The organism is Hydrogenophaga sp. A37 (assembly GCF_002001205.1).
GTDB lineage: Bacteria > Pseudomonadota > Gammaproteobacteria > Burkholderiales > Burkholderiaceae_C > Hydrogenophaga.
The window spans coordinates 1-21,891 of the sequence record NZ_MUNZ01000169.1 but is presented as its reverse complement, the minus strand read 5'-3'; the positions used below and the strand labels follow the sequence as shown (position 1 = coordinate 21,891).

Sequence of the window (21,891 nt, the reverse complement as noted above, 5' to 3'; positions counted from 1 at the left end):
CACCGACTGGAGCCCCGCATGTCCCCACCCGAACCCTTTTTCCGCGAAGCCGGCGCCGGCCCGGGCGTGGTGTGCCTGCACTCGAACGCCAGCCACTCAGGCCAGTGGCGCGAGCTCATGGACCTGTTGTCGCCCACCTGCCATGTGCTGGCACCCGACGGCTACGACGCGGGCAAAAGCCCGGCCTGGCCGGCCGACCACCAGCCCATGCGGCTCGATGACGAGGTTGCGCTGCTGGAGCCGGTGCTGGCGCGTGCCGGTTCACCGCTGGTGCTGGTGGGGCACTCCTACGGCGCGGCGGTCGCGCTGATCGCGGCGCTGCGCCACCCCGGCCGGGTGCGCGCCCTGGCGCTGTACGAGCCCACGCTGTTTTCGCTGCTGGAGCAGGAAACCCCCGCGCCGAACGAGGCCGACGGCATCCGCCACGCTGTCGGGGCCGCAGGCGAAGCGCTGGACCGCGGCGACACGGACACCGCCGCCCAGCACTTCATCGATTACTGGATGGGCCCGGGCAGTTGGGCGGCCACGCCCACAGCCCGCAAGCCCGCCATGGCCGAGTCGGTCCGGCAGGTGCGGCGCTGGGGCGATGCGTTGTTCAACGACACCACGCCGCTGGCGGCCTTTCGCACGCTCGACGTGCCTGTGCTGTACATGGTCGGCCAGCGCTCGCCCGCGTCGGCCCAGGGCGTTGCCCGGCTGCTGTGCGACACCCTGCCGCGGGTGAAACGGCTGATGTTGGCGGACCTGGGCCACATGGGGCCCATCACCCACCCCCAGCCCGTGAACGCGGCGATTGCGGGCTTTCTGAACGGGCTCTGAACCTCAGGGACCGACCCACAACGAGGGCCGCGCCGCACCGGCCCAGGCCGGGTGGTGCCCTTGGCCCGATTGGTCCGAGATGTCGGTGGGTGTGGGGTTGAGGTTCAGGTACCAGATGTTCGCGGCCCCTGCGCCGGTGCTCAGGGGCGCCGCCGCCTCGTTCAGGATCTCGGGCAGCGTCAGCACGTTGGCGTAGATCTGGATGCCCCGCAGCACGCCGCTCAGGCGCTCGTTGCCGATGGACCAGGGCGCGTCGCCGAAGCTCAGAGCCTTGCCCGCATAGGGGCGTGAGCCAAAGGTGTTGGCGTAATCGGCGTATTGCGTGGTGTGCCGGATCACCTGGGTGGTGTCGGGCAGGTTCCAGTAGAAGCTGGCCTCGATTTCATCGGTGTTGACCCGCCGCACCACCAGGGCCTGGGTGTGCCAGGCGCCGTAGTTCACCGCCGTCGGGTGGCTGTTCAGGTCCGTCACGACATCCGTGCCTTCGATCGAGACCTCCCACTTGTGCGTCGTGGTGTTGCTGCCGCCGCCGTCGGGGTAGGGATGGGCGCCGTAGTACGCCTGGGCCGTGAAGGGCCCGTCGGGCCCCCAGAAGAAGGTCGTGTAGTAACCGTTCTGATGCCGCAGGTTCACGCGCCAGATGTAGGTCGCCGGGTAGGGATCGAGCAGGTTGGCGCCGGTGAACTTGAACCGGAGGTCGTCCGAATACGACTGGTTCGAGGGGTAGTTGAGGCCGGTGACGGCGCCGGTTCCCGTGACGCCGACGGCCACCGACTGGCTGCCCGAACCACCGGGGCCGCTGCAGATCAGGGTGAAGCTGCTGCTGGCCGTCAGCACACCGGTGCTGCCACTGCCAGCCACAGGCTGGGTGCCGCTCCAGCCGCCGGCGGCCGAACAGTCGGTGGCGTTGGTGGCCGACCAGGTCAAGGTGGTCGCGCTGCCGTGGGCCACGCTGGTGCTGGCGGCGGTCAAGGTGACCTGCGGCGCAGGGGTGCCGCTGGCGGCACCCGGCACGTAGTAACCCACACCTTCGTCGCGGTACTGCGGCAGCGTGGCCCTCACCTGCGCGGCTTCGGCGGCGCTGGCGGTGTAGAAGTGGAAGCCCTTGTTCGCCAGGTAGAACCGGTAGAGCGGGAACAGACCGGCGCCCGCCACCTGGCTGGCGTGGTAGGCCACACCTTCGTAATGAAACTGGGGCAGCGCGCTCTGCACCAGCGTCTTTTCGTCTTCGCTGATGGTGTAGAAGTGCACCCCGGTCTGCACGTTGAAGAACCGGTGCACCGGGCTCAGCCCCGCCTCGGCGCTGGGGGCCGCCGAGAAGGCCGGGCCTTCGTAGCTGAACACCGGCAGCGTGTTGCGCACCTGGTCGCGCTCGGTGGTGCTGAGGGTGTAGAAGTGGGCGCTGGTCTGGGTGTTGAAAAAGCGGTAGACCGGCAGCACCACCGCAGCGGCCTTGGCCGACAAACCGCGGGGCGCGCCCGAGCCTTCAGCGGCCTGGAGCTCGGCGGTGTTGAGGGCGGCCGCGTCCAAAAGGCGGCGCTCCGTCACCGAGGCGTCGGTCGCTGGCGCCCCCGGGGCCGCGTCGCCCACCGGGGTGCTGGCGCGCTGATCGACGCGGGGCTGGGCCACGGTGGTGCGCGAGCTGTCGTTGCCGCCGCAGCCGGCCACCAACAGCAGCAGCGAGATCGCCCCAAGCTTCAACGCGTTCACTGGAATACCTCCGCCCTGCGGGCTGCGGTGCGAGCTGGCTTGGGAACGGCCCGGCGCGGCGCTCATGCCTGTCTCGCTGTGTTGTTATGGGTTCGGACTTCGCACCCGCATCACCCGTGCAAGGTTTTCCAGTGCCGCAACAGGGTGCGCAGTGCTTCGGGCTTGTTGGTCGGCGCGAGCCCGCCGGCCTGGTTTCTTTCGTTCACGCCGTGGCACGACGCGCACACCCGCACCTCGCCCGGCTGGAAGGTGATCCAGACCCGCTCGCGCACCACCGCGTTGCCTGCGCCGTCGGTGGTCTGCCAGGTCATGGCGCGGCGGGCCGGCACGAAGGCGGCCGTGGAGCCGTCGGCGGCGATCGGCACGCTGCTGAGCGGCCCGCCCGGGTTGGCCGGATGGTCGGCGCGCGGCTCGTGCATCGGCGTTGCAATGGGTCGGCGCCCGGGGAACCGGTACCCGCGAACCTGGTCGGCCTGGAAGAGCTGGAAGTGGGCGATGTCGTAGACCCGGCCGCCGCCCGGCGCAACGGTGCTGACGCCGCCGGGCACCCGCAAGTTGAACGGCTGCTGCTGGTCGGCGCGGTCGCGCGAGGTCTGGTTGCGCGTGACGATCAGGGCCAGGTCGTTGGCCCGCAGCCAGCTGCGCAGTTCCGCCTCGTTCACGGCCTCTTCGCTGAACACGCTCAGCTCGGGAGTGGCCAAGGCCGGCGCCTGGCGGGTGGCCGGGCGCGCGCGCGCCACCACCTCCACCGCCTCCAGCTCCCAGAGCAGGCCGTCAAAACTGCGCTGTGTGTCCGGGTCCCACCAGGTGAGGGCCTTGCGCACACCACCGGTCAACGAGGTGCCGGCCTGCTGCAGCCCGCCCGCGCCCACCGTCAGCGGCTTGATCAGGAACTGCGTCATCTGCGCGGCCGTCGCGGCGGCGGTGGGCGTGTGCGTGGCCACCAGCGCCCCGGTGCTCAGCGGCAAGGGGTTGCGGTAGCGACCGCCGGTGATGGAGCCGTCGGGGTTGGAGGGGGCGGTCACGTCGGTCACGGCCATCTGCTCCGGGTTGACGCCGATGCCGCCGTTGAAACGCACGATCTGGTTGGTGGATAGCGACCCGAACTCGCGCGCGTAGACGCCCACGAAACTGCCCGGGCGCGCCGGGTCTTCGCGCAGCTGCATCAGCCCACCGTCGCCGCGCAGGTACTTGGTGTTGGCACGGAAGGCCGGGTTGGACGAGTAGGTCAGCGCCGGGTCGTCGGTGAACGACTCGCCGATGAAGCCGAAGGACAGCTCGTGCCGGCCCACGTGGTTCAGCGTTTCTTCGTCGGTGCCGTCTTCGTTGATCTGCCAGGGCGCAAAGAAGTTGTTGGTGTAGCCCGCCACGGCGCCGAAGGCCCCGCTGTGGTTGGCCCGCTTTTCGGGGAACACCTCGGCCGTCAGGCCCAGCGAAGCCGCCCCGGCCGCCTCGCTCGCGTAGGTCGTGGCGCCGTAGTCGGCGCTGCCTGCGCGCTGGGCGTCGGCCTGCTGGTCCTGCTGCAGGTGGTCCCAGCGGGTGAAGACCACCCGGCCGGCGCTGTCGATGCTGGGCGAGAACGCGCCGCTGACGGTGTGGTTGAGCAGGCACAGATCGCCGTTGGCCGGGTTCAAGCTCCAGATGCCGGTGACGATGGCCGTGCTCTCGTACTCGTCGAGCTGCGGGTAGAGGTGCGCTTCGCCGCCCCGGGGGCGGTCGGAGGTGAAGAGCACGCGGTCGTCGGTGCCGTAGAACGGCGACACGTTGTTGTAGGTCAGCGGCTGGTTTGCCACCTTGCTGATCGTCACCGTCTCGCCCTTGGCCAGGCCACTCACTTCATAGATCTGCCAGTAGAAGGTTTTGACCTGGTAACGCACCGCCGGCGCGCCGACGATCATGCTGAACAGCGCCTTGTTGCCACTCCAGTGCACCGAGGGCTCGCGCACCGCGATGGCCTGCACGCCCTGAAGCCCGTCCATGCCGAAGCCGGCCTCGCGGGTCAGGTTGCGCAGTGTGGCGTCGGGGTAGCGGATGTAGAGGTCGCCGCCGCGCGGCACGTGGTCGGGCCGGGCGAGGTGGTTGGCGAAGGTGGACATGCGCGCGGCGAAGTCGGCGGTGTGCGGCACCTGGGTGACGAACAGGATCGGGTTGCTCACCCCCGCCACCAGCTCGACCGTGCCGGGCACGTGATAGGCCACGCCTTCGTAGGCGTACTGCGGCAGCGTGGTCTTGATGTGGGCGGTTTCGGTGGACGAGGCGCTGTAGAAATGGAAACCCTTGGCCGCCAGGTAGAAGCGGTGGAGCGGGATCAGCCCGTCCCCGGCCACCTTGCTCGCGTGGTAGGCCACGCCCTCGTATTGGAACTGCGGCAGCGTGGCCTGAATGTGGTTCTTCTCGTCTTCGCTGATGGTGTAGAAATGCACCCCGGTTTGCGTGTTGAAGAAGCGGTGCACCGGGCTCAGCCCCGCGCCCGCCACGCCGATGGCCGAGAAGGCCACACCCTCGTACAGAAACTGCGGCAGGGTGTTGCGGATCTGGTCGCGCTCGGTCGCGCTGGTGGTGTAGAAGTGCGCGCTGGTTCGCGTGTTGAAAAACCGGTAGACCGGCACCGCGCCGGCCACGGCCTTGGACATGGCATGGGGCAATGCCTTGGCCGCCGGCACCGGTGGGGTGGCCGCCTCCGCCGCCTCCAGCTCAGCGGTGTTGAGGCGAGCGCCCTCGCTTTGCAACGCGACCGTCCGCTCGTCAACGGAGACCGTGGCAGGCGTCGACGCGATGGTCGCCGCATCGGCGGTTTTGCCACCGCCACCGCCGGCCCCGGACGTCCCCCCACCACAGGCCGACAGCAGCGACAGGGCCGCGACGGTCAGCGCCACCAGGGGCGCCTTGCGCGCCCAGCCAGACGCAAAAAAAGGAGGGCAGAAGGCGGTCATGGCGCCTTATACCCGCTACGCCAGCAGGGAAACGCGACCAACCGTCGGGCGGCGCTGAGGGTGGCTCCAAAGGGCGGCCTGGCCTGTCGGTGTCGAGGCGGTGTGCGGTCCTACCGGTGCGAGGTTCCGTCCGGAACAGCTCGCGCCGACGGCAAAAAAGGCCCACCCACTTGAACGCGGGTGGGCACAAAAGACGCTTCCCGAACCCTGCTGGGCAGGGGGCGCCCCACTCGGAGAACGCTAATCCAATGCAATCTTGGTCGCGGTGACGATGTCCTGGTAGACCTTTTCCTGGACGTGCACAAAGGCCTTCAAGTCGCGTCCGTTCATCGGCGCCGCCGTGATGCCGCCCTCTTGCAACTTGCTGCGAACCTCGGGCTGCTCCAGCACCTCCAGCAAGGCCTTCTCATAGGCAGCCACCGTCGCTGGCGGCGTGCCCGCTTTCACGAAAAGGCCTTGCCACAGCGGCAATGCCATCCCCTGGAAACCCTCTTCTTCGCCGATCCGCTTCACATTCGGCAACTGGGGGACACGGGCAACATCCGACACCGAGAGGGCCTTGATCTTCCCGTCCTTCAAGAAGGGCATCGCGGTGGACAAGACCAACATGGCGCTGTCGACCTGGGCTCCCACCAGATCGTTGGCAATCTGCGCGCCCCCCTTGTAGGGGATGTGCAGCATGGCGATCTTGGCCTGCTTGTTGATCAGCGCCCCATACAGATGCTGCATGGTTCCGATCCCTGGGGTCGCGTAGTTGAACTGTTCAATTTGCCGTTTTTGCATGGCAGCGATCAGCTCGGGCAAGGTCGCGTAGGGGGACGTCTTGTTGACCGCGAAGATCATCGGAACGGTGGTCATTCGGCCCAGCGGCTCGAAGTCCTTGGCCCAGTCGTGCTTGACCTTCTGGTTCACCATGGGAATCAGCACGGTGTCGGTGCCCCCCATGTAGATCAAACCACCGTCGGCGGGCGCATTGAGCACCCGCTGCAAGGCCAGCATCCCGCTGGCGCCAGCGTTGTTCTCCACGATGACCTGCCTGCCGCCCAGCTTCTTGGACAGGGCATTGGCCACCACACGGGCCACCAGATCGGCGCTGCCCCCTGCTGAATAACCCACCACCAGCGAGATGGCCTTGTCCGACTGCGCCTGCGCAGAGAGGCCCCAGAACGCGCCCACAGCGAGCACCACGAGAGAGCGAAAAAATCCGTGTGTCATCTGATCGTCCTTTTCAGAAGCTGTGCTTGATGCCGACATCGACGGCCGTCGTGCGGGTCGAGCCGTCGCGCAGGGCGGACCCCAGGTTGGTGTACAGCAGGGTTCGTTTGCTCAGGTCGTACTGAACCCCTGCGCCGATCATCTTGGCGTTCAGTCCTGCCGCCGGGCGGTGGCTGCCGAACGATGCGTAGGCACGCCCAAAACCGGTGGGCACCAGTGCCGACAGGCTGTAGGACTTCGCATCCCCATTCACACCCCCCTTGGCGCGGCTGTAGCTCAGCTTGGGGAACACCACGCCGAAGTCGTATCCGGCCGCCGCCAGCGCCAGGTTGTTGTCGGCGTCCAGCCGATCGAACGCCACACCGAACCACAGCTGGCTGGTCTTGTATTGCGCATTCCCTGAAGTGGACTTCTTGCGCACCCCTTCGCCCAAGGCGGTGGCCACCTCGAACGTGAAGCCCGCCATGTCCGGGGACTTGTAGCCCAGCGAGTTGTTCCAGCGGATGTTGGACGATTCGACGGTCGCCTCCACCGGCGTGTAGTTGGCATAGGTGTAGGTGCCACCCAGTTGGCTGACGTAGCTCCAGGAGGTCGGGTCGGCATTCAGTGCCACCCAGAACGCTGGCGAGTACTCACGCCCGGCATACAGCTCGCCCCATTGTTTGCTGCCGAGCGCCACCACAGAGCGCCCCAACCAGAACACGTTGGCATTGCTGGAAGCGCCGGTGTCTGCCGCAAAGCGGTGTTCGAACTGAAAGCGGGCGTAGGCATCGTTCCCCAGGTCCTCTCGACCGCGAAATCCGATGCGGGAGGTGTTGCCCGCCTTCATCGTCAGGACGTCTGAAGCCGCTCCCCGTCCCGGCAGCATGCTGCCAGGAGTGGTGCCGCTGTTGGCCTTTGCCAGGCCCTGGTCAACGATGCCGTAGATCGACACGGACGACTGCGCGAACACCGGGTTCGTCACCACCAGCCCTGCAAACGCCAACAACAGACCGGGCCGAGTGGCCGCAGCACCAAGGGTGCGAGGGAGCCTCGCCATGGACAGAGTCTTCACAAATGTCTCCTTTTTGAAATCGGCACAATACACCGACGTACATATTGTATGGATACACTTAACCTCAGTCAAACACTTGTTTTAATCTCATTAAATCAATGATAAATTGCCATACATAGGGAAGAAAGATAAATACAATACAATCCGCACGCTCGGCTGTATGGCCGCCCACACCACACCCAGAGAACCGCGCCATGGCCATCGGTATGTTCGAGTCATTCATCACAGGTCACTGGTTCAGCCAGGAAGCCAAGCGCATCTGGAGCGACGTCGCCACCCTTCAGGCGTGGCTCACTGTGGAGGCCGCACTCGCCCGCGCCCAGGCCGACCTGGGGGTGATCCCAGCGGCGGCGGCGCGCACCATCGCCGAGCAGGCCGATGCCCGCTTGTTCGACACCGGCCTGCTGGCGCAAGACATTGCCCATGCGCAACATCCCCTCGTCCCGGTGTTGCACCGGTTTGAAACCCTGTGCGGCGACCCGGCCGCCGGCTTCATCCACTGGGGCGCCACCACCCAGAACATCTTCGACACGGCCAGCGCACTGCAGATGACCGAAACACATCAGGTGCTGGTGGCTCACCTGAGCGAAGCGATCGCCACGCTCAGCGCGCTCGCACTGGAGCACCGGCACACGGCGATGCCTGGTCGCACCCACGGGCAACACGCGCTGCCCATGACCTTCGGGTTCAAGCTGGCCGGCTGGATCGACGAACTGGATCGGCAACGCAGCCGCCTGAACCAACGACTGGCACCGTGTTTTCCAGCCTGCATGGGCGGCGCCGTCGGCACGTTTGCAGCCACCGGTGAGGTGGGGCGCCAAGTTGAGGTGCGCATGGCCGAGCACCTGGGGCTGCAAGCGGCGGGCCTGCCCATGCGCTCGTCCTACGACCGGGCCAGCGACTACATCACCGCGCTGGGCCTGCTCGCGGGGACCGCGCAGAAGATCGCTCAGGACATCGTGTTCATGCAGCGCACCGAGATCGGCGAGGTGGCCGAGGCGTTCCACATGGGCAAGGTCGGCAGCTCCACCATGGCCCAGAAGCGCAACCCCTCGACCGCCCTGCTGCTGTCCAGCCTGGCGCGCATGTTGCGCGCTCGCGTGCCCGTTGCACTGGAGGCCATGGTCCGGATGGACGAGGGCGACGCCTCGGCCACCAACGTGACCGACTCCTTGCTGCCCGAGGTCGCGATCATCGCCACCTCCATCGCCGAGACGCTGGCCCGGCTGGCGCAAGGCCTGGTCATCGCCCCGGAAGCGATGCAGCGGAACCTGGCCTTGTCGAACGGCCTGATCGTCTCGGAGGCCGCGATGATGCGACTGACCCAGCAGATGGGCCGCCACCAAGCGCACCGGCTTCTGTACGCCGCAGCGCAGCGATCACAGTCGGACCACACACCGTTCATGAACGCGATCCTGGCGCAGGCGCGGGACATGGGGCAGACCCTCCCCGACGACTTCGCGGCGGCACTGGACCCGCAGGCCTACCTGGGTGAATCGGTCGCCATCACCAACGATGTCGTCGAGCGAGTGGGCCGGTCGAGCTGAGCGGGGATTGGGTTCCCACTACCCGTTGGCGGGTGGGGCCACCGACTGACCCGTGCGCGCAGCCACTGGAATGAGGTGGATGCCGTGGGGTGCCGAGGGGTCGCTCCAACGGGCGTGAATGGCTTGGTGCAGCCCATCGATCTGATCGCTCACGCGACACCCCACCGTGTGGAAAAAGTCGGCGTGTTCGTTCGCCAAGTCCACCCGGCCGAGCAGCACCACGCTCAAGGCCTGCGGGACGGCCATGCCCGCCTGCGACAGCTCCGCGAGAAGGCGCGCCCCGTCCTCGACCCCCCAGACGACCAGGCCAGTGAACGGCAGTTGCCCTGACTCATCGAGGCTGGCCTTGAGCCGGCCCACGAGCGTGGACACGTAGTCACCGTCGGGCAGGAAGGGGATGGCCAACTCCTGCAGTTCGACCCCGGACAAGGTTTCGCGAAATCGGTCGAAGCGGCGCCTCGCCAGCTGGGTGGCAAGAAATGGCAGCGAGGTGACGGCGAATCCGATGCGTCGATGGCCCTGCCGCTGCAGCACATCGACCGCTTCGGCCAGTGGCTCGCCCCACTCTGTGCCGACCGACTCGACATCGGCCCCCACGAGCACAGCACCATCGACCGCGACCACATCGCTCTTGTCCTTCAAGGCAGCGAGCAGCGCGATGGGAATGGTCTTGTAGCTCGACTGCACGACACAAGCGTCGAAGCGGGGCAGCCCCTTCAGAACCACCAGAGCATGGTCGGGATCTGTGTAGGACAACTCCAGCACGCGGTGGCCTTCAGCTGCCAGGCGGCGCTGCAGCCCCTCCAGCAACACCCGTCCGCGAGCGATGCTGATTGAGCGACGCAACAGCAAGACGGACTTCACCGCAGAGGCCGGGGCTCGGCCCCCCGTCACAGGCGCATGGGTGTGCCGGGGAGCGGTCGCTGCGGGGTCGGCCGCGCCACGAAAGTAGGTCCCCCGACCCACCTGGGACTCGATCAGTCCCCGCGCTTTCAGGCTTTGGAAAGCCCGCTGCACACGGATCTGTGAGACCCCGTAACCCCGCATCAACTCGCGGATCGTCGGCAACTGATCGCCTGGACTGGCCCCACGGGCCAGTTGTTCGAGGTAGTGCTCCATGTCGGGGTTGGAAATATGCATCTCCATACAATACAACACACCCAGCGCGCCCTATTCAGTGGAGCGCGCGGCCTCTCATCCCCATCACAACCGCTGATCGGTCGACGGCTTTCTCCAGAGGTTGAGGCCGCCGTCCACCGCATGACCGTCGATGGCCGCCAGCTCGTCGGCGCTGAAGTCGAGCCGGTCCAGTGCGCCCACCAGCTCCTTGATCTGCTCGGGCTTGCTGGCGCCGATCAGCGCCGAGCTCATGCCCGGCTGGCGCAGCACCCAGGCCACCGCCATCTGCGCCAGGCTCTGCCCGCGCGCCTCGGCGATCTGGTTCAGCGCACGCACATGGGCCAGGTTCTGCTCGCTCAGGTGCTCGGTCTTGAACGAGCTGCCGCCCGGCCGGTGGATGCGCGCATCGACCGGCACACCGTTGAGGTACTTGTTCGTCAGCAGGCCCTGCGCCAGCGGGCTGAAGGCAATGCAGCCCATGCCCTCGGCCTGCAGGGTCTGAAGCAGGTCTTCTTCGACCCAGCGGTTCAACAGACTGTACGACGGCTGGTGAATCAACAGCGGCACGCCCATCTGCCGCAGGATGGCCGCCGCCTCGCGCGTCTTGCCGGCCGAGTAGCTGGAGATGCCCACGTACAGCGCCTTGCCCTGCTGCACCGCGGTGGCCAGCGCGCCCATGGTTTCTTCCAGCGGGGTGTCGGGGTCGAAGCGGTGGGAATAGAAGATGTCGACGTAGTCCAGCCCCATGCGTTTGAGGCTCTGGTCGAGGCTGGCGAGCACGTATTTGCGTGAACCGCCGCCCTGCCCGTAAGGCCCGGGCCACATGTCGTAACCGGCCTTGCTGGAGATGATCAGCTCGTCGCGGTAGGGTTTGAAGTCGCGGCGCAGGTGTTCGCCGAAATTGGTCTCGGCGCTGCCGTAGGGCGGGCCGTAGTTGTTGGCGAGATCAAAGTGGGTGATGCCCAGGTCGAAGGCGGTGCGCAGCATGGCGCGCTGCGTGGCCATGGGTGTGGTGTCGCCAAAGTTGTGCCACAGGCCGAGGGTGATGCTGGGCAGTTTGAGCCCGCTTTTGCCGACGGTGCGGTAGGGCAGGCGGTCGTAGCGGGTGGGGTTGGCTGAGTACATTCTTGCGTCTCCGGTTGTGCGGTGCGTTGCACTCTACCCAGTAACTTCGCGGTAACCGTGTCGTTTGTTGGAACAACCCTTTCGTTCGCTCATGCCCGAACCAACTCGAGCTTTATCCATGGCTGCCAACCGGCCTTGCTTCCCTTGAGCTCCCAAAGCCCTGTAAGGCGGTTCTTCTGCACGTCGAAGCTGCCTTTGAACCGTACTGTCTCTCCGCTGATGCTCCAACGCCGGCCATCGAGGGCAACGACAAAGGCCTCTGTCAAACCTTGATCATCGAATGATCTTGCGAAGTACTGCTTCTTGGAAGCGTCGAATCCCATCACTTCCATGGATCGAGTTGGCTGACTGTCAAAGCGCGCGTCGACATCGTGCACGATGAAGTGCTTACCCGGCAACCATCGATAAGTGTCTGTAGCAGACAAGATGCCGGCAGGACTTGCCTCTGTTTCGAGTACTTCGCCAGTCGTGTTCCACATGCCGATGAAGACTTCGAACTTTGTCATTCGGTTTGCTGGCATGGCTTCTCCTTACCTCGTGGACCCCAACCCCAGTTCAACGGCTTGCCGCGTCAATGACTTGAGAGGCAATGTGCGGGCTGATGGGCGATGCGGCGCTCTACGATGGCTAACGTTTGTCGTGCTTTTGCGCTGCCATGGAGGCGGCAATGAGTTCTGCCTTGGCTCGCACGAGATTGGCGGAACGGCCAGACTCCAACAACGTCTTCAAATCGCAGAGGACGATAGCAAAGCCCTCGGTGGTGTTTACAACCTGGTCCATGTGGTCCGTCGTTTCAGGGACCTCAGCGGAAACCGAAATTTTGGTTTGGCCTTGGGCATGCTCTGAAAACTCGAGCTTGGTTTTTGATCCGTCTGACCAAGTGAGCTGTATCAGACTGGGCCGTTTGCATATGTCAACCGTTAGCGTATCGGTGACACCTGGGACCATAAAGTGCCAAGTTAGTCTGGCTCCTTCAGTCAGCCGTCCGCTGGTGGAGTTAAGCCAGAACTGAGTGATCTTGTCTGGCTCAGCGAACGCATCAAAAGCATCGACTGCTTCGCAATTGACAAGTTGAGAGACCGTTGCGACGGTGGTGCGCATGGTGTGTACCTCCAAAAATGTGGCTAGCGCGGCGTGCCGTATCTGCGATGCCGAACGTTTGACACGAGGGGCGGCCAACGGTGATAGCCCTTGGACATCCCCCTTGATAAAGGGTTAGGCATCGCTGTCTCGTAGGGATGCATGTGGAACCTAGCCCAGCGAGGAGATGGCGGGATTGAAGACGACTTCCCAGATATGCCCGTCCGGGTCTTTGAAGTAGCCGGCATACCCACCGTAGAACGTGGCTTGGGCTGGCTTGACAATTGCGGCTCCAGCTTTGGTGGCTTGAGCCATGACTTCATCGACTTCCGCTGGCGAACCCACGTTGTGGCCCATGGTGAATTCTGTGGAGGAAGACGGGTTCTTTGTGAGGCCGGTGTCTGCGGCAATGCTGCTGCGAGGCCAAAGAGCCAACTTCAGGCCGGCTTGTAGATTGAAGAAGGCAACTGCTCCATTCTCGAACTCTGAGCCGATGATGCCTTCTGTACTGAAGCCAAGACCTTCGCGGTAGAACGCTACAGAGCGTTCGAGGTCATCAACCCCGAGCGTGAGAACTGTGATGTGTGGGTTCATGCTTTTCTCCGAGTTGCGCCGTCGCTGATGGCCAAGATGTTGCTGGACGATGTACTGAATTGAATCCCGTGTGTTTGCTATGGATGTCTTGCAGATCTGCGGAGTTCCCAGCAATTTTTCGCGGGTTCAACGCTGCCCCGCCGCGGTTGCAGTGCCCGCAGGCCGTCGGGGGACATGAGGGCAGCCCTCCGCCCAGCTCAGACCCACCACGGAAGCAGCCAAAGAAAAGGCCCCGCCACGCCAAAGCGCAACGAGGCCAGAAGTGTCTGATTCCAGTGCCACCGCGGAACCGGCTTCGCCGGGCCGCCAGTGGCGCCCCCTGGGGGGATGACGCCGCAGGCGGCGCGGGGGGTATCTACTTCGCCGTCGGCATCACAAACTCAGCCCCTTTGCCAATCGATTCTGGCCAGCGCTGCATGATCGACTTCTGCTTGGTGTAGAAGCGCACGCCCTCTTCGCCATAGGCGTGCATGTCGCCGAACAGGCTCTTCTTCCAGCCACCGAAACCCTGCCAGGCCATGGGCACGGGGATCGGCACGTTGATGCCGACCATGCCCACCTGAATGCGGCGGGCGAACTCGCGCGCCACGTTGCCGTCGCGGGTGAAACAGCTCGTGCCGTTGCCGAACTCGTGGTCGTTGATGATCTGCACCGCCTCGGCGAAATCGGCCACGCGCACGCAGCTCAGCACCGGGCCGAAGATCTCTTCCTTGTAGATGCGCATGTCGGTGCTCACGTGGTCGAACAGCGTGCCGCCCATCCAAAAACCGCCTTCGCAACCTTCGCCGGGCTGCTTCGCATCGAACTGGCGGCCGTCCACTAGCAGTTGGGCGCCTTCGGCCGCACCCACCTCGATGTAGCCGGTGATGCGCTGGTGCGCGGCGGCGGTCACGATGGGGCCCATTTCGGCGGCGAGGTTGGTGCCGTTGAGCACCTTGAGCGCCTTGGTGCGCTCGATCAGCTTGGGCATGATCTTGTCGGCCACGTCGCCCACCAGCACCGCCACGCTGATGGCCATGCAGCGTTCGCCGGCCGAGCCGTAGGCCGCGCCGATCAGCGCGTCCACCGCCTGGTCCAGGTCGGCGTCGGGCATGACCACCATGTGGTTCTTCGCGCCGCCCAGGGCCTGCACGCGCTTGCCGTGGTGGGCGCCGGTTTCGTAGATGTAGTTGGCGATGGGCGTGGAGCCCACGAAGCTGATCGCCTTCACGTCCGGGTGCACCAGCAGCGCGTCCACGGCTTCCTTGTCGCCCTGCACCACGTTGAACACGCCGTCGGGCAGGCCAGCCTGCTTCAGCAGATCGGCCATGAACAGGCTGGCGCTGGGGTCGATGGGGCTGGGCTTCAAGACGAAGGTGTTGCCCGCGGCAATCGCCACCGGGAACATCCACATGGGCACCATGACCGGGAAGTTGAACGGCGTGATGCCGGTCACCACGCCCAGTGCCTGGCGGATGGTCCAGTTGTCCATGCCGGTGGACACCTGGTCGGTGAAATCGCCCTTCAAGAGCTGCGGAATGCCGCAGGCGAACTCGACGATGTCGATGCCGCGCGCCACCTCGCCCTGCGCGTCGGTGAACACCTTGCCGTGTTCGGCGGTGATCAGCTGGGCCAGCGTGTCCTTGTGCAGGTTCACCAGCTCCAAGAACTTGAACATCACGCGCGCGCGGCGGATGGGTGGCGTGTCGGACCAGGCCGGGAACGCGGCCTGCGCGGCGGCCACCGCCGTGTCCACGTCGGTGGCACTGGCCAGCGATACGCGGCCGGTGACGGCGCCGGTGGCGGGGTTGAACACGTCCTGCGCGCGGGCGGAGGTGCCGGCAGCGCGGGCGCCAGCGATGAAGTGGGTGATGGCGGTGGTCATGGTGTGTCTCGGTGTGGGTGAACGGTGGATGCAGTGTAGGGAGCGCACCCACCCGATACAAGGCCGAAAACCTGAATTGATTGTTCAGATTGATGAACAATACGCCTCATGAGCGAATCGAAAATCCACGAACGGCATCAAGAGCTCTGGGGCCACTTCCACTGGCTGGGTGTGTTGGCCCAGCAGGGCAGCTACACGGCGGCAGCGGCGCGGCTGGGCGTGAGCAAGGCGGCGGTGAGCCAGCGCATCGCCGAGCTGGAGCGCATGGCGGGCGTGGCGCTGGTGCAGCGCACCACGCGCAGCGTGCGCCTGACGGAAGCCGGCCAGCGCCTGGTGGACGACACCCGGGCCTCGTTCGAGCACATCGCGCAGTGTTTCGCGCAGGTACGCGACGCGGCGGGCGCGCCGCGTGGCCTGCTGCGCGTGACGGCGCCCGTGGCCTTCGCCCGCCAGCAACTGGTGCCGCGCCTGGCCGGTTTCCTGCGCGAGTACCCCGAGGTGCGGCTGGAGCTGAACCTGTCGGACCACCTGTCGTCGCTGGCCACCGAGGGCTTCGACCTGGCGATCCGCCACACGGCCAACCCGCCCGACACCCATGTGGCCTGGACGCTGTGCGCCACCCGCTCGGTGCTGGTGGCGAGCCGCGCCTACCTGCGCCGCCAGGGCACACCGCAGACGCCGGCCGACCTGGCGCAGCACAACTGCCTGCACTACCCGCGCTCGCAGGACACGCCGGCCTGGACGCTGGAGCCGCTCTCGGCCCAGGCCGGCACCGAGCGGGTGACGGTGCAGGTGTCGGGCTCGCTGGCCGCCAACAACAGCGAGGCCCTGCGCGACGCGGCCCTGGGCGGGCTGGGCATTGCGCTGCTGCCCGACTTCAGCGCGCAGGCCAGCCTGCTCGCGGGCAAGCTGGTGACGGTGCTGCCAGCGTGGAAACCGGTGGGCGCGTTCGCCGAACAGCTCTACGCGATCCGGCCCTATTCGGCCCACGTGCCGCGCGCGGTGACGGCCCTGGTGGCCTACCTGCGGGAGGCGCTGGCGCCGGGGTTTGGCGAGGGCGTCAACACAAAGACAAAACAATCAACGGAAGGCCACGAACAATGAGGCGAAGCCGTGTCCGTTCCCATGGCACCGGAGCGCCACCCGCAAGGCATGAAGCGGTCCAGCCCAGGGCACCGCCGGGCCGGCTCTGCCGGACGGCCAGTGCCGCCCCTGGGGGGTAGCGCGAAGCGCTACAGGGGGACGTCAAACGTCAAAGCGCACCCCTTGCGCCAGCGGCAGCTCGCGCGAGTAGTTGATGGTGTTGGTGGCACGGCGCATGTAGGCCTTCCAGGCGTCCGAGCCGGACTCGCGCCCTCCACCGGTGTCCTTCTCGCCGCCAAAGGCGCCGCCGATTTCGGCGCCCGAGGTGCCGATGTTCACGTTGGCGATGCCGCAGTCAGAGCCCGATGCCGCGAGGAAGGCCTCGGTCTCGCGCAGGTCGTTGCTGAAGATGGCCGAGGACAGGCCCTGGGGCACGGCGTTCTGCAGCGCCACGGCATCCTCGAAACGCTCGTAGGTCATCACGTACAGGATGGGGGCGAAGGTCTCGTGGCAGACCGTGTCGGTTTGCGCGGGCATCTCCACGATGGCCGGTTTGACGTAGTAGGCGTTGGGAAACGGCTCTTGCAACACCCGTTCACCGCCGAACACCTGGCCACCCTGTTCGACGGCCGCGCGCAAAGCGCCTTGCATGGCCTCGAAACTCTGGGCGTCGATCAGCGGCCCGACCAGGGTGTCGGCCGCCAGCGGGTGGCCGATGGGCAGGCCGGCGTAGGCCTTCTTCAGCCGCTGCACCAGGGCCTCCTGGTGGCTCTTGTGCACGATCAGGCGGCGTGTGCTGGTGCAGCGCTGGCCGGCGGTGCCGACGGCGGCGAAGGCGATGCCGCGCACGGCCAGGTCGAGGTCGGCCGACGGCGCGACGATGACCGCGTTGTTGCCGCCCAGCTCCAGTAGCGAGCGACCGAAACGGCGCGCCACGCGCGGGCCGACCTCGCGCCCCATGCGGGTGCTGCCGGTGGCTGAGACCAGGGCCACACGCACGTCGTCCACCAGCGCCTCGCCCGCATCGCGCGCGCCGATCACCAGCGTTGACAAGCCGGCCGGCGCATCGTCGCCAAAGCGCCGGGCGGCGCGCTCGAACAAGGCCTGACAGGCCAGGGCGGTGAGCGGCGTCTTCTCCGACGGCTTCCAGACCACGGCGTCGCCGCAGACCACGGCCAGCGCGGCGTTCCAGGCCCAGACCGCGACCGGGAAATTGAAGGCGCTGATCACGCCCACCACACCCAGCGGGTGCCAAGTCTCCATCATGCGGTGGCCGGGGCGCTCCGAGGCGATGGTCAGGCCGTACAACTGGCGCGAGAGACCGACCGCGAAGTCGCAGATGTCGATCATTTCCTGCACCTCGCCCAGACCTTCGGAGCGGATCTTGCCCGCCTCCACCGACACCAGCTCGCCCAGCGCCTGCTTGTGCTCGCGCAGTTCCTCGCCGAACAGGCGGATCAGCTCGCCGCGGCGCGGCGCAGGCACGTTGCGCCAGGCCTTGAAGGCCAACTCGGCCCGGCCGACGGCCTGGGCAACCGCCTCGGTCGACATCGGGTGCACAGCGCCGATCACGCTGCCGTCGATGGGCGAGCGCACGGTCAGTGCACCGCCAGTGAAAGCGCTGGGTTCCACACCGAGGCGGGTCAGCAGTTGCGAAGTGGTTTGGGTCAGAGATGGGGTCATGGGGATTTCAGCGGATTTCAGGGAATGTCATGAAAGGAGAAGTCGAGGTGGAGGAAGCCACACAGAGGGTTTTCTATCGTGCGCCGGCCAAGTGCGACATCTGCGCGCCCACCTCGTAAAAAGCCTCCCGCGCCGCCTTCAGCCGCACCGGCACGGTGTCGGTGGCGGGCAGCGCCAGCTCGGCTGCCGTGGTCTCACCCAGCACCAGGCGCGCCAGCTCGCGGCCCAGCACCGTGCCGGGTGCGATGCCGCGCCCGTTGTAGCCGCAGAAGGCCACGGTGTTGCGGGCCAGTGGGTGAAAACGCGGCAGCGCGTTGGCCGTCATGCCGATCTGCCCGTACCACCCGTGTTCAAAGGCCACGCCACGCAGCTGCGGGAACAGCTTGACCAGGGCGCGGAGGCCCCAGTCGCGGTGGACACGATGGCCCAGACCACGCAGCGCCCCCACGCTGCCCAACACCAGGCGTCCCCGGCGGTCGAGGCGAAACGAAGACAGCACCTGACGCGTGTCCCAGGCGCCCTGGCGCTCCGGCAGGATGTGCTTCAGAAGCTCGGGCGGCAGCGGGGCCGTCGCCATGTTGAAGTACGGCAGGCGGACCAGCTCGGCCTGCAGCGCGCCCCAAGGCCCGTCGGCGTTGGAGTAGGCGTTGGTGGCCACGATCACCCAGGGCGCGTGAACGGCGCCACCGCCGACGGTGTTGACGCGCCAGTGGCTACTCTCATCCTGCACCGAGGTCACCGCCGTGCGGGTGTGCAGCTGTGCGCCGGCGGCGATGGCGGCATGGGCGAGCCCCCGGGCGTAGGCCAGGGGCTGGACGGTGCCCGCGCGCAGGTCCAGCAGCGCGCCCAGGTAGGCGTCGGTACCGGTTTTCTGCACTGTCTCGGCCTGGGACAGCACCCGCACGGGCGCGCCCAGCGCCTGCCACTGGCGTGCGCGTTCGTGCAGGTCGCGCAGACCCGCCGCGTCGGGGGCGCAGTGCAGGGTGCCGCTGCGCTGCGGCTCGCAGTCCATGCCGTGGCGCTCGATCAGCTCGAACACCACGGAAGGCGCGTTGCCCAACTGGTTCAGGAGCCGGTTCCCCCGTGTTTCGCCCAGCTCGCCGGGCAACGCGGAGGGCATGACCCACATCCCGGCGTTGACCAGGCCCACGTTGCGCCCGGAGCCACCAAAGCCCACTTCCTGCGCCTCCAGCACCACCACGCGGGCACCGCGTTGCGCCAGATGCAAGGCGGCCGACAGGCCCGTGTACCCGGCGCCGACCACCACCGCATCGGCGTGCACCGTCGAGGTCAGCGCCTGCGTGACCGGCGCCGGGGGCGCGAAGGCCTCCCACAGGCCGTGTGAACGGGGATCGCGGTTCACTCGACCACCGCGTCGGACAGCGCGGCCTTCACCACCGCCAGCGAAGCGCGCTCGGCAGCTTCGTAGAGCGCCACCTCGTCGTGCACCGGTGCGCCCAGCGCGGCCTCGAAAGCAGCCTGCGCGGCCTGGGCTGAACAGGTCTTGCGCTGCGTGCCCCCGAGGTTGGACTGGAAGATGCCCGCCGCGCTGACCGGCAGGAAGTCCTCGTAGATCAGGGGTTCGGCCTGCACCAGGCCGGCGCCGATCAGCGCCTCGATGTCTTGCGAAACCATCCCAGCGCCGCCGCTGGCCTGCTCGCCCAGCGGTGTCAACCGGTAGCGAAAAAAGCCCAGTCCCTGGCGGCGCAGGTCGTCCATGTCATCGGGAAACGCCGCGAAGACCTGGGCCAGGCGTTGCTCGTGGCCCTGGGTTTCACCGCCGGAGCCGTCGCCGTCGGCCTGGCGCACGCGTTGCAGCAGCGCGTCATACAACGCCCGCCCTTTGCGGGTCAGCGCCATGCCGCGCTGTTCGATCTCGCCAAAGCGCGCGGTGTGCGTGCCCATCTGGCCGCCGGTCCCGGCGTTGCCATCGCGGGCCTCCGGGAACAACACCGGCTCGTCCAGCGCCTTGAAACTGGTCTGCCGCAACAGGATCGGCACCCGGCGCGGCGGCGGGCCCTCGATGACGTCCTTGGGCGTGATGCCGTGCTGCGGCATGCCCGCCTGCACGGCGTCGATGTCCAGCGTGCGCGGCGTCAGGTGGTTGATGTGCGGGCCCTTGAAACACACCACGTCGGCGATCAGGCGGTGGGCATCGTGCAGTTGCTGGTAGGTTGCGGCCGACACCGTGGCTTGGCGGTGCCAGCGGAAGGTCTCGCGCACCTCGCACACAAACGCATCGGCTTCGTCGGACGTCAGTCCACCGACGGCCTCGCACCGGCCCACCAGCGCCAGCGCGCGTGGCGTGAAGATGTGGCGCCCCCGCAGAATCCCGGCGGCGGTCTCACGCAAGGCCTCATCGGCGATCAACTCAAGCCGCAACAAGGAGGTGAAGACCCGGAACGGGTTGCGTGCCAGTGCCGCCGGTTCAACCGGGCGAAATGCCGTGGAATGCACCGGCACGCCCGCCACCGAGAGGTCGTAGTAGCCCACCGGCTCCATGCCCATCACGGCAAAGATGCGACGCATGGTGTGCAACTCCTGGGCCGTGCCCAGCCGGATGGCGCCGTGGCGCTCCACGTCGAGCCGCGCACGCTCGGGCCCGCCCTCGAACTGCGCGCGCAAGGCGCCATCGCGCGCCACCGCCGCTTCGTTGACTTCATCCACCAGCGTCAGCAGGGTGCCGTACTGCGGCACCTCCTGCCGGTACATCTCGGACATCAGGGCGGAAAACCGCGAACGGATTTCATCGGGACTCAGGAGGGCGGTGTGGTTCATGGGCCAGGCTGAAGTGGATTCCCGCAGGCGCAGAGAACCCCTCAGATCATTCTGAAACGTTCTCAACTTCGCGGTACGGAGGTGTAGTCTTGCTGAGAGTTTGACCCAGGTCAAACGATAATGCCGAGCAATGTCATTCTGTTTTGGAATGACCCATGGCCATGACTCAAACCCAGATCCCCCCACGGTTCCTGCCTTCGATGGGCGTGCTCAGAGCCCTAGAGGCGGCCGCCAGGCTGGGCAGCTTCACCGCGGCCGCAGTCGAACTCCACCTCACGCAAAGCGCGGTCAGCCGGCAGATCCGGGGACTGGAAGAACAGCTCGGGGCCGAGCTGTTCACCCGAGAGCGGCAGACCGTCCGCCTGACGATGGCGGGCGAGGCCTACGCCCAGGAAATCCGGGCCGCGCTGCGGCGCGTGTCCGCCGCGACACTGGCCTTCCGGGCCAACCCCCGGGGCGGCACGCTGAACCTGGCCATCTTGCCGACCTTTGGCACCCGCTGGCTCGCGCCCCGGCTGCCCGAGTTTCTGGCGCACAACCCCGGCATCACCATCAACCTGGCGACGCGGCTGGTGCCGTTTGACTTTCAGGCCGAATCGATGGACGCCGCGATCCACTTCGGCATGCCGCAGTGGCCCGGCGCGACACTGGATGTCCTGATGAACGAGACGGTGGTGCCGGTGTGCAGCCCCGGCCTGCTGGCGCGGCACCCGATCCGATCCGCCGCCGATCTGCTCTCTGCGCCCTTGCTGCACCTGGTCAGCCGCCCCGACGCCTGGGAACGCTGGTTCGCCGCGATGGGCGTGCACGCCGCCGACGTTCACGGCATGCTGGTCGATCAGTTCGCGGTGGCCGCGCAGGCCGCCACTGCCGGCCTCGGCTGCGCCCTGCTGCCCCGGTTCCTGATCGACGGCGAGCTCGCGCGCGGCGATCTGGTCATCCCGGTGGACGGCCCTCTGGAAAGCGGGAGCTATTACCTGGCCTGGCCCGCGCACCGCGAGGGCTACCCGCCGCTGCAGGCATTCCGGGACTGGATTCGGCGCGCTGCGCAGCCGTCTGAGGCCGGCGCGTGACTTTTTTGGCAAAGGGACGGGGCCATTAGGCACCACGCCCCAGCACAAAACCTAGGGTTAACCCTATACTGCAGTGCAACATTGCTGTTGCCTGTTTTTTAGGAGTGTCTCCATGACCACCGCCACCCTCTCCCATGCGTCCTCCGGCCAGTTCCTGGCCACCGTCCGTGAGCTGTTCGCCACCTGGTTCAGCGCTCGCACGCCCGCCCTGGCC

General features: G+C 66.8%; 17 protein-coding genes. 4 read left to right on the top strand and 13 right to left on the bottom strand.

From position 1 onward, the window contains the following. The first annotated feature begins 18 nt into the window (after positions 1 to 18). Positions 19 to 819, top strand: coding sequence for an alpha/beta hydrolase (locus B0E41_RS22700; protein ID WP_077334750.1), 801 nt, complete (start codon positions 19 to 21; stop codon positions 817 to 819). A 3-nt stretch (positions 820 to 822) separates the two neighbouring features. On the opposite strand, the gene B0E41_RS22695 is transcribed toward B0E41_RS22700, so the two are convergent. The 4 genes from B0E41_RS22695 to B0E41_RS22680 all read right to left on the bottom strand — a co-directional run bounded on the left by B0E41_RS22695 (position 823) and on the right by B0E41_RS22680 (position 7,731). Further along, on the bottom strand, positions 823 to 2,595 hold the full coding sequence (locus B0E41_RS22695) for an ABC transporter substrate-binding protein (protein WP_143433974.1): 1,773 nt from the start codon (positions 2,593 to 2,595) through the stop codon (positions 823 to 825). A gap of 44 nt (positions 2,596 to 2,639) precedes the next feature. Further along, on the bottom strand, positions 2,640 to 5,462 hold the full coding sequence (locus B0E41_RS22690; RefSeq protein WP_143433973.1) for a hypothetical protein: 2,823 nt from the start codon (positions 5,460 to 5,462) through the stop codon (positions 2,640 to 2,642). Between the two features lie 240 nt (positions 5,463 to 5,702). Then, positions 5,703 to 6,677, bottom strand: coding sequence for a tripartite tricarboxylate transporter substrate binding protein (locus B0E41_RS22685; protein ID WP_077334746.1), 975 nt, complete (start codon positions 6,675 to 6,677; stop codon positions 5,703 to 5,705). 13 nt (positions 6,678 to 6,690) lie between these two features. Beyond that, complete coding sequence (locus tag B0E41_RS22680) at positions 6,691 to 7,731, bottom strand: porin (protein ID WP_253195100.1); 1,041 nt, start codon at positions 7,729 to 7,731, stop codon at positions 6,691 to 6,693. Positions 7,732 to 7,925: 194 nt separating this feature from the next. Here B0E41_RS22680 and B0E41_RS22675 point away from each other — a divergent pair, with 194 nt between their 5' ends. Further along, entirely contained in the window at positions 7,926 to 9,278 is a 1,353-nt protein-coding gene (locus B0E41_RS22675) for an adenylosuccinate lyase family protein (protein ID WP_077334742.1), read from the top strand. Between the two features lie 18 nt (positions 9,279 to 9,296). Here B0E41_RS22675 and B0E41_RS22670 read toward each other — a convergent pair whose 3' ends face one another. From B0E41_RS22670 to B0E41_RS22645, 6 genes are all read right to left on the bottom strand, one after another. Beyond that, complete coding sequence (locus B0E41_RS22670; RefSeq protein ID WP_077334762.1) at positions 9,297 to 10,424, bottom strand: GntR family transcriptional regulator; 1,128 nt, start codon at positions 10,422 to 10,424, stop codon at positions 9,297 to 9,299. A 57-nt stretch (positions 10,425 to 10,481) separates the two neighbouring features. Next, entirely contained in the window at positions 10,482 to 11,522 is a 1,041-nt protein-coding gene (gene mgrA / locus B0E41_RS22665; protein ID WP_077334740.1) for an L-glyceraldehyde 3-phosphate reductase, read from the bottom strand. An 89-nt stretch (positions 11,523 to 11,611) separates the two neighbouring features. Beyond that, positions 11,612 to 12,043 (bottom strand): DUF1579 family protein, encoded by a 432-nt coding sequence (locus tag B0E41_RS22660; protein WP_077334738.1) that lies wholly within the window; start codon positions 12,041 to 12,043, stop codon positions 11,612 to 11,614. A gap of 106 nt (positions 12,044 to 12,149) precedes the next feature. Next, on the bottom strand, positions 12,150 to 12,623 hold the full coding sequence (locus B0E41_RS22655) for an SRPBCC domain-containing protein (protein ID WP_077334736.1): 474 nt from the start codon (positions 12,621 to 12,623) through the stop codon (positions 12,150 to 12,152). A 150-nt stretch (positions 12,624 to 12,773) separates the two neighbouring features. Then, a complete protein-coding gene (locus tag B0E41_RS22650; protein ID WP_077334734.1) occupies positions 12,774 to 13,196 on the bottom strand; it encodes a VOC family protein in 423 nt (140 codons plus the stop codon). A gap of 355 nt (positions 13,197 to 13,551) precedes the next feature. Further along, positions 13,552 to 15,060, bottom strand: a complete 1,509-nt coding sequence (locus B0E41_RS22645) for a CoA-acylating methylmalonate-semialdehyde dehydrogenase (protein ID WP_077334732.1) — start codon at positions 15,058 to 15,060, stop codon at positions 13,552 to 13,554. Between the two features lie 108 nt (positions 15,061 to 15,168). Between B0E41_RS22645 and B0E41_RS22640 the strand changes: the two genes are divergently transcribed. Next, positions 15,169 to 16,164: a LysR family transcriptional regulator gene (locus B0E41_RS22640; RefSeq protein WP_077334730.1), complete on the top strand. Its 996-nt coding sequence runs from the start codon at positions 15,169 to 15,171 to the stop codon at positions 16,162 to 16,164. Positions 16,165 to 16,305: 141 nt separating this feature from the next. Here the strand turns inward: B0E41_RS22640 and B0E41_RS22635 are convergent, their stop codons facing one another. From B0E41_RS22635 to B0E41_RS22625, 3 genes are all read right to left on the bottom strand, one after another. Continuing rightward, on the bottom strand, positions 16,306 to 17,826 hold the full coding sequence (locus B0E41_RS22635; RefSeq protein WP_077334728.1) for an aldehyde dehydrogenase family protein: 1,521 nt from the start codon (positions 17,824 to 17,826) through the stop codon (positions 16,306 to 16,308). A 73-nt stretch (positions 17,827 to 17,899) separates the two neighbouring features. After that, on the bottom strand, positions 17,900 to 19,189 hold the full coding sequence (locus B0E41_RS22630; RefSeq protein WP_077334726.1) for an FAD-binding oxidoreductase: 1,290 nt from the start codon (positions 19,187 to 19,189) through the stop codon (positions 17,900 to 17,902). Then, positions 19,186 to 20,604 (bottom strand): VOC family protein, encoded by a 1,419-nt coding sequence (locus B0E41_RS22625; protein ID WP_077334724.1) that lies wholly within the window; start codon positions 20,602 to 20,604, stop codon positions 19,186 to 19,188. The genes B0E41_RS22630 and B0E41_RS22625 overlap by 4 nt, the downstream gene beginning before the upstream one ends. Before the next feature lie 155 nt (positions 20,605 to 20,759). Between B0E41_RS22625 and B0E41_RS22620 the strand changes: the two genes are divergently transcribed. Further along, positions 20,760 to 21,677, top strand: a complete 918-nt coding sequence (locus B0E41_RS22620) for a LysR family transcriptional regulator (RefSeq protein ID WP_077334722.1) — start codon at positions 20,760 to 20,762, stop codon at positions 21,675 to 21,677. Positions 21,678 to 21,891: the final 214 nt, after the last annotated feature.

What these genes read in the sequence shown, in the direction of transcription:
- B0E41_RS22695 (WP_143433974.1), bottom strand. Translation starts at nt 2,595, where the DNA reads ATGAGCGCCGCGCCGGGCCGTTCCCAAGCCAGCTCGCACCGCAGCCCG.
- B0E41_RS22675 (WP_077334742.1), top strand. Translation starts at nt 7,926, where the DNA reads ATGGCCATCGGTATGTTCGAGTCATTCATCACAGGTCACTGGTTCAGC.
- B0E41_RS22670 (WP_077334762.1), bottom strand. Translation starts at nt 10,424, where the DNA reads ATGGAGATGCATATTTCCAACCCCGACATGGAGCACTACCTCGAACAA.
- B0E41_RS22640 (WP_077334730.1), top strand. Translation starts at nt 15,169, where the DNA reads ATGAGCGAATCGAAAATCCACGAACGGCATCAAGAGCTCTGGGGCCAC.
- B0E41_RS22645 (WP_077334732.1), bottom strand. Translation starts at nt 15,060, where the DNA reads ATGACCACCGCCATCACCCACTTCATCGCTGGCGCCCGCGCTGCCGGC.
- B0E41_RS22625 (WP_077334724.1), bottom strand. Translation starts at nt 20,604, where the DNA reads ATGAACCACACCGCCCTCCTGAGTCCCGATGAAATCCGTTCGCGGTTT.
- B0E41_RS22655 (WP_077334736.1), bottom strand. Translation starts at nt 12,623, where the DNA reads ATGCGCACCACCGTCGCAACGGTCTCTCAACTTGTCAATTGCGAAGCA.
- mgrA (WP_077334740.1), bottom strand. Translation starts at nt 11,522, where the DNA reads ATGTACTCAGCCAACCCCACCCGCTACGACCGCCTGCCCTACCGCACC.
- B0E41_RS22660 (WP_077334738.1), bottom strand. Translation starts at nt 12,043, where the DNA reads ATGCCAGCAAACCGAATGACAAAGTTCGAAGTCTTCATCGGCATGTGG.
- B0E41_RS22690 (WP_143433973.1), bottom strand. Translation starts at nt 5,462, where the DNA reads ATGACCGCCTTCTGCCCTCCTTTTTTTGCGTCTGGCTGGGCGCGCAAG.
- B0E41_RS22620 (WP_077334722.1), top strand. Translation starts at nt 20,760, where the DNA reads ATGGCCATGACTCAAACCCAGATCCCCCCACGGTTCCTGCCTTCGATG.
- B0E41_RS22700 (WP_077334750.1), top strand. Translation starts at nt 19, where the DNA reads ATGTCCCCACCCGAACCCTTTTTCCGCGAAGCCGGCGCCGGCCCGGGC.
- B0E41_RS22635 (WP_077334728.1), bottom strand. Translation starts at nt 17,826, where the DNA reads ATGACCCCATCTCTGACCCAAACCACTTCGCAACTGCTGACCCGCCTC.
- B0E41_RS22650 (WP_077334734.1), bottom strand. Translation starts at nt 13,196, where the DNA reads ATGAACCCACACATCACAGTTCTCACGCTCGGGGTTGATGACCTCGAA.
- B0E41_RS22685 (WP_077334746.1), bottom strand. Translation starts at nt 6,677, where the DNA reads ATGACACACGGATTTTTTCGCTCTCTCGTGGTGCTCGCTGTGGGCGCG.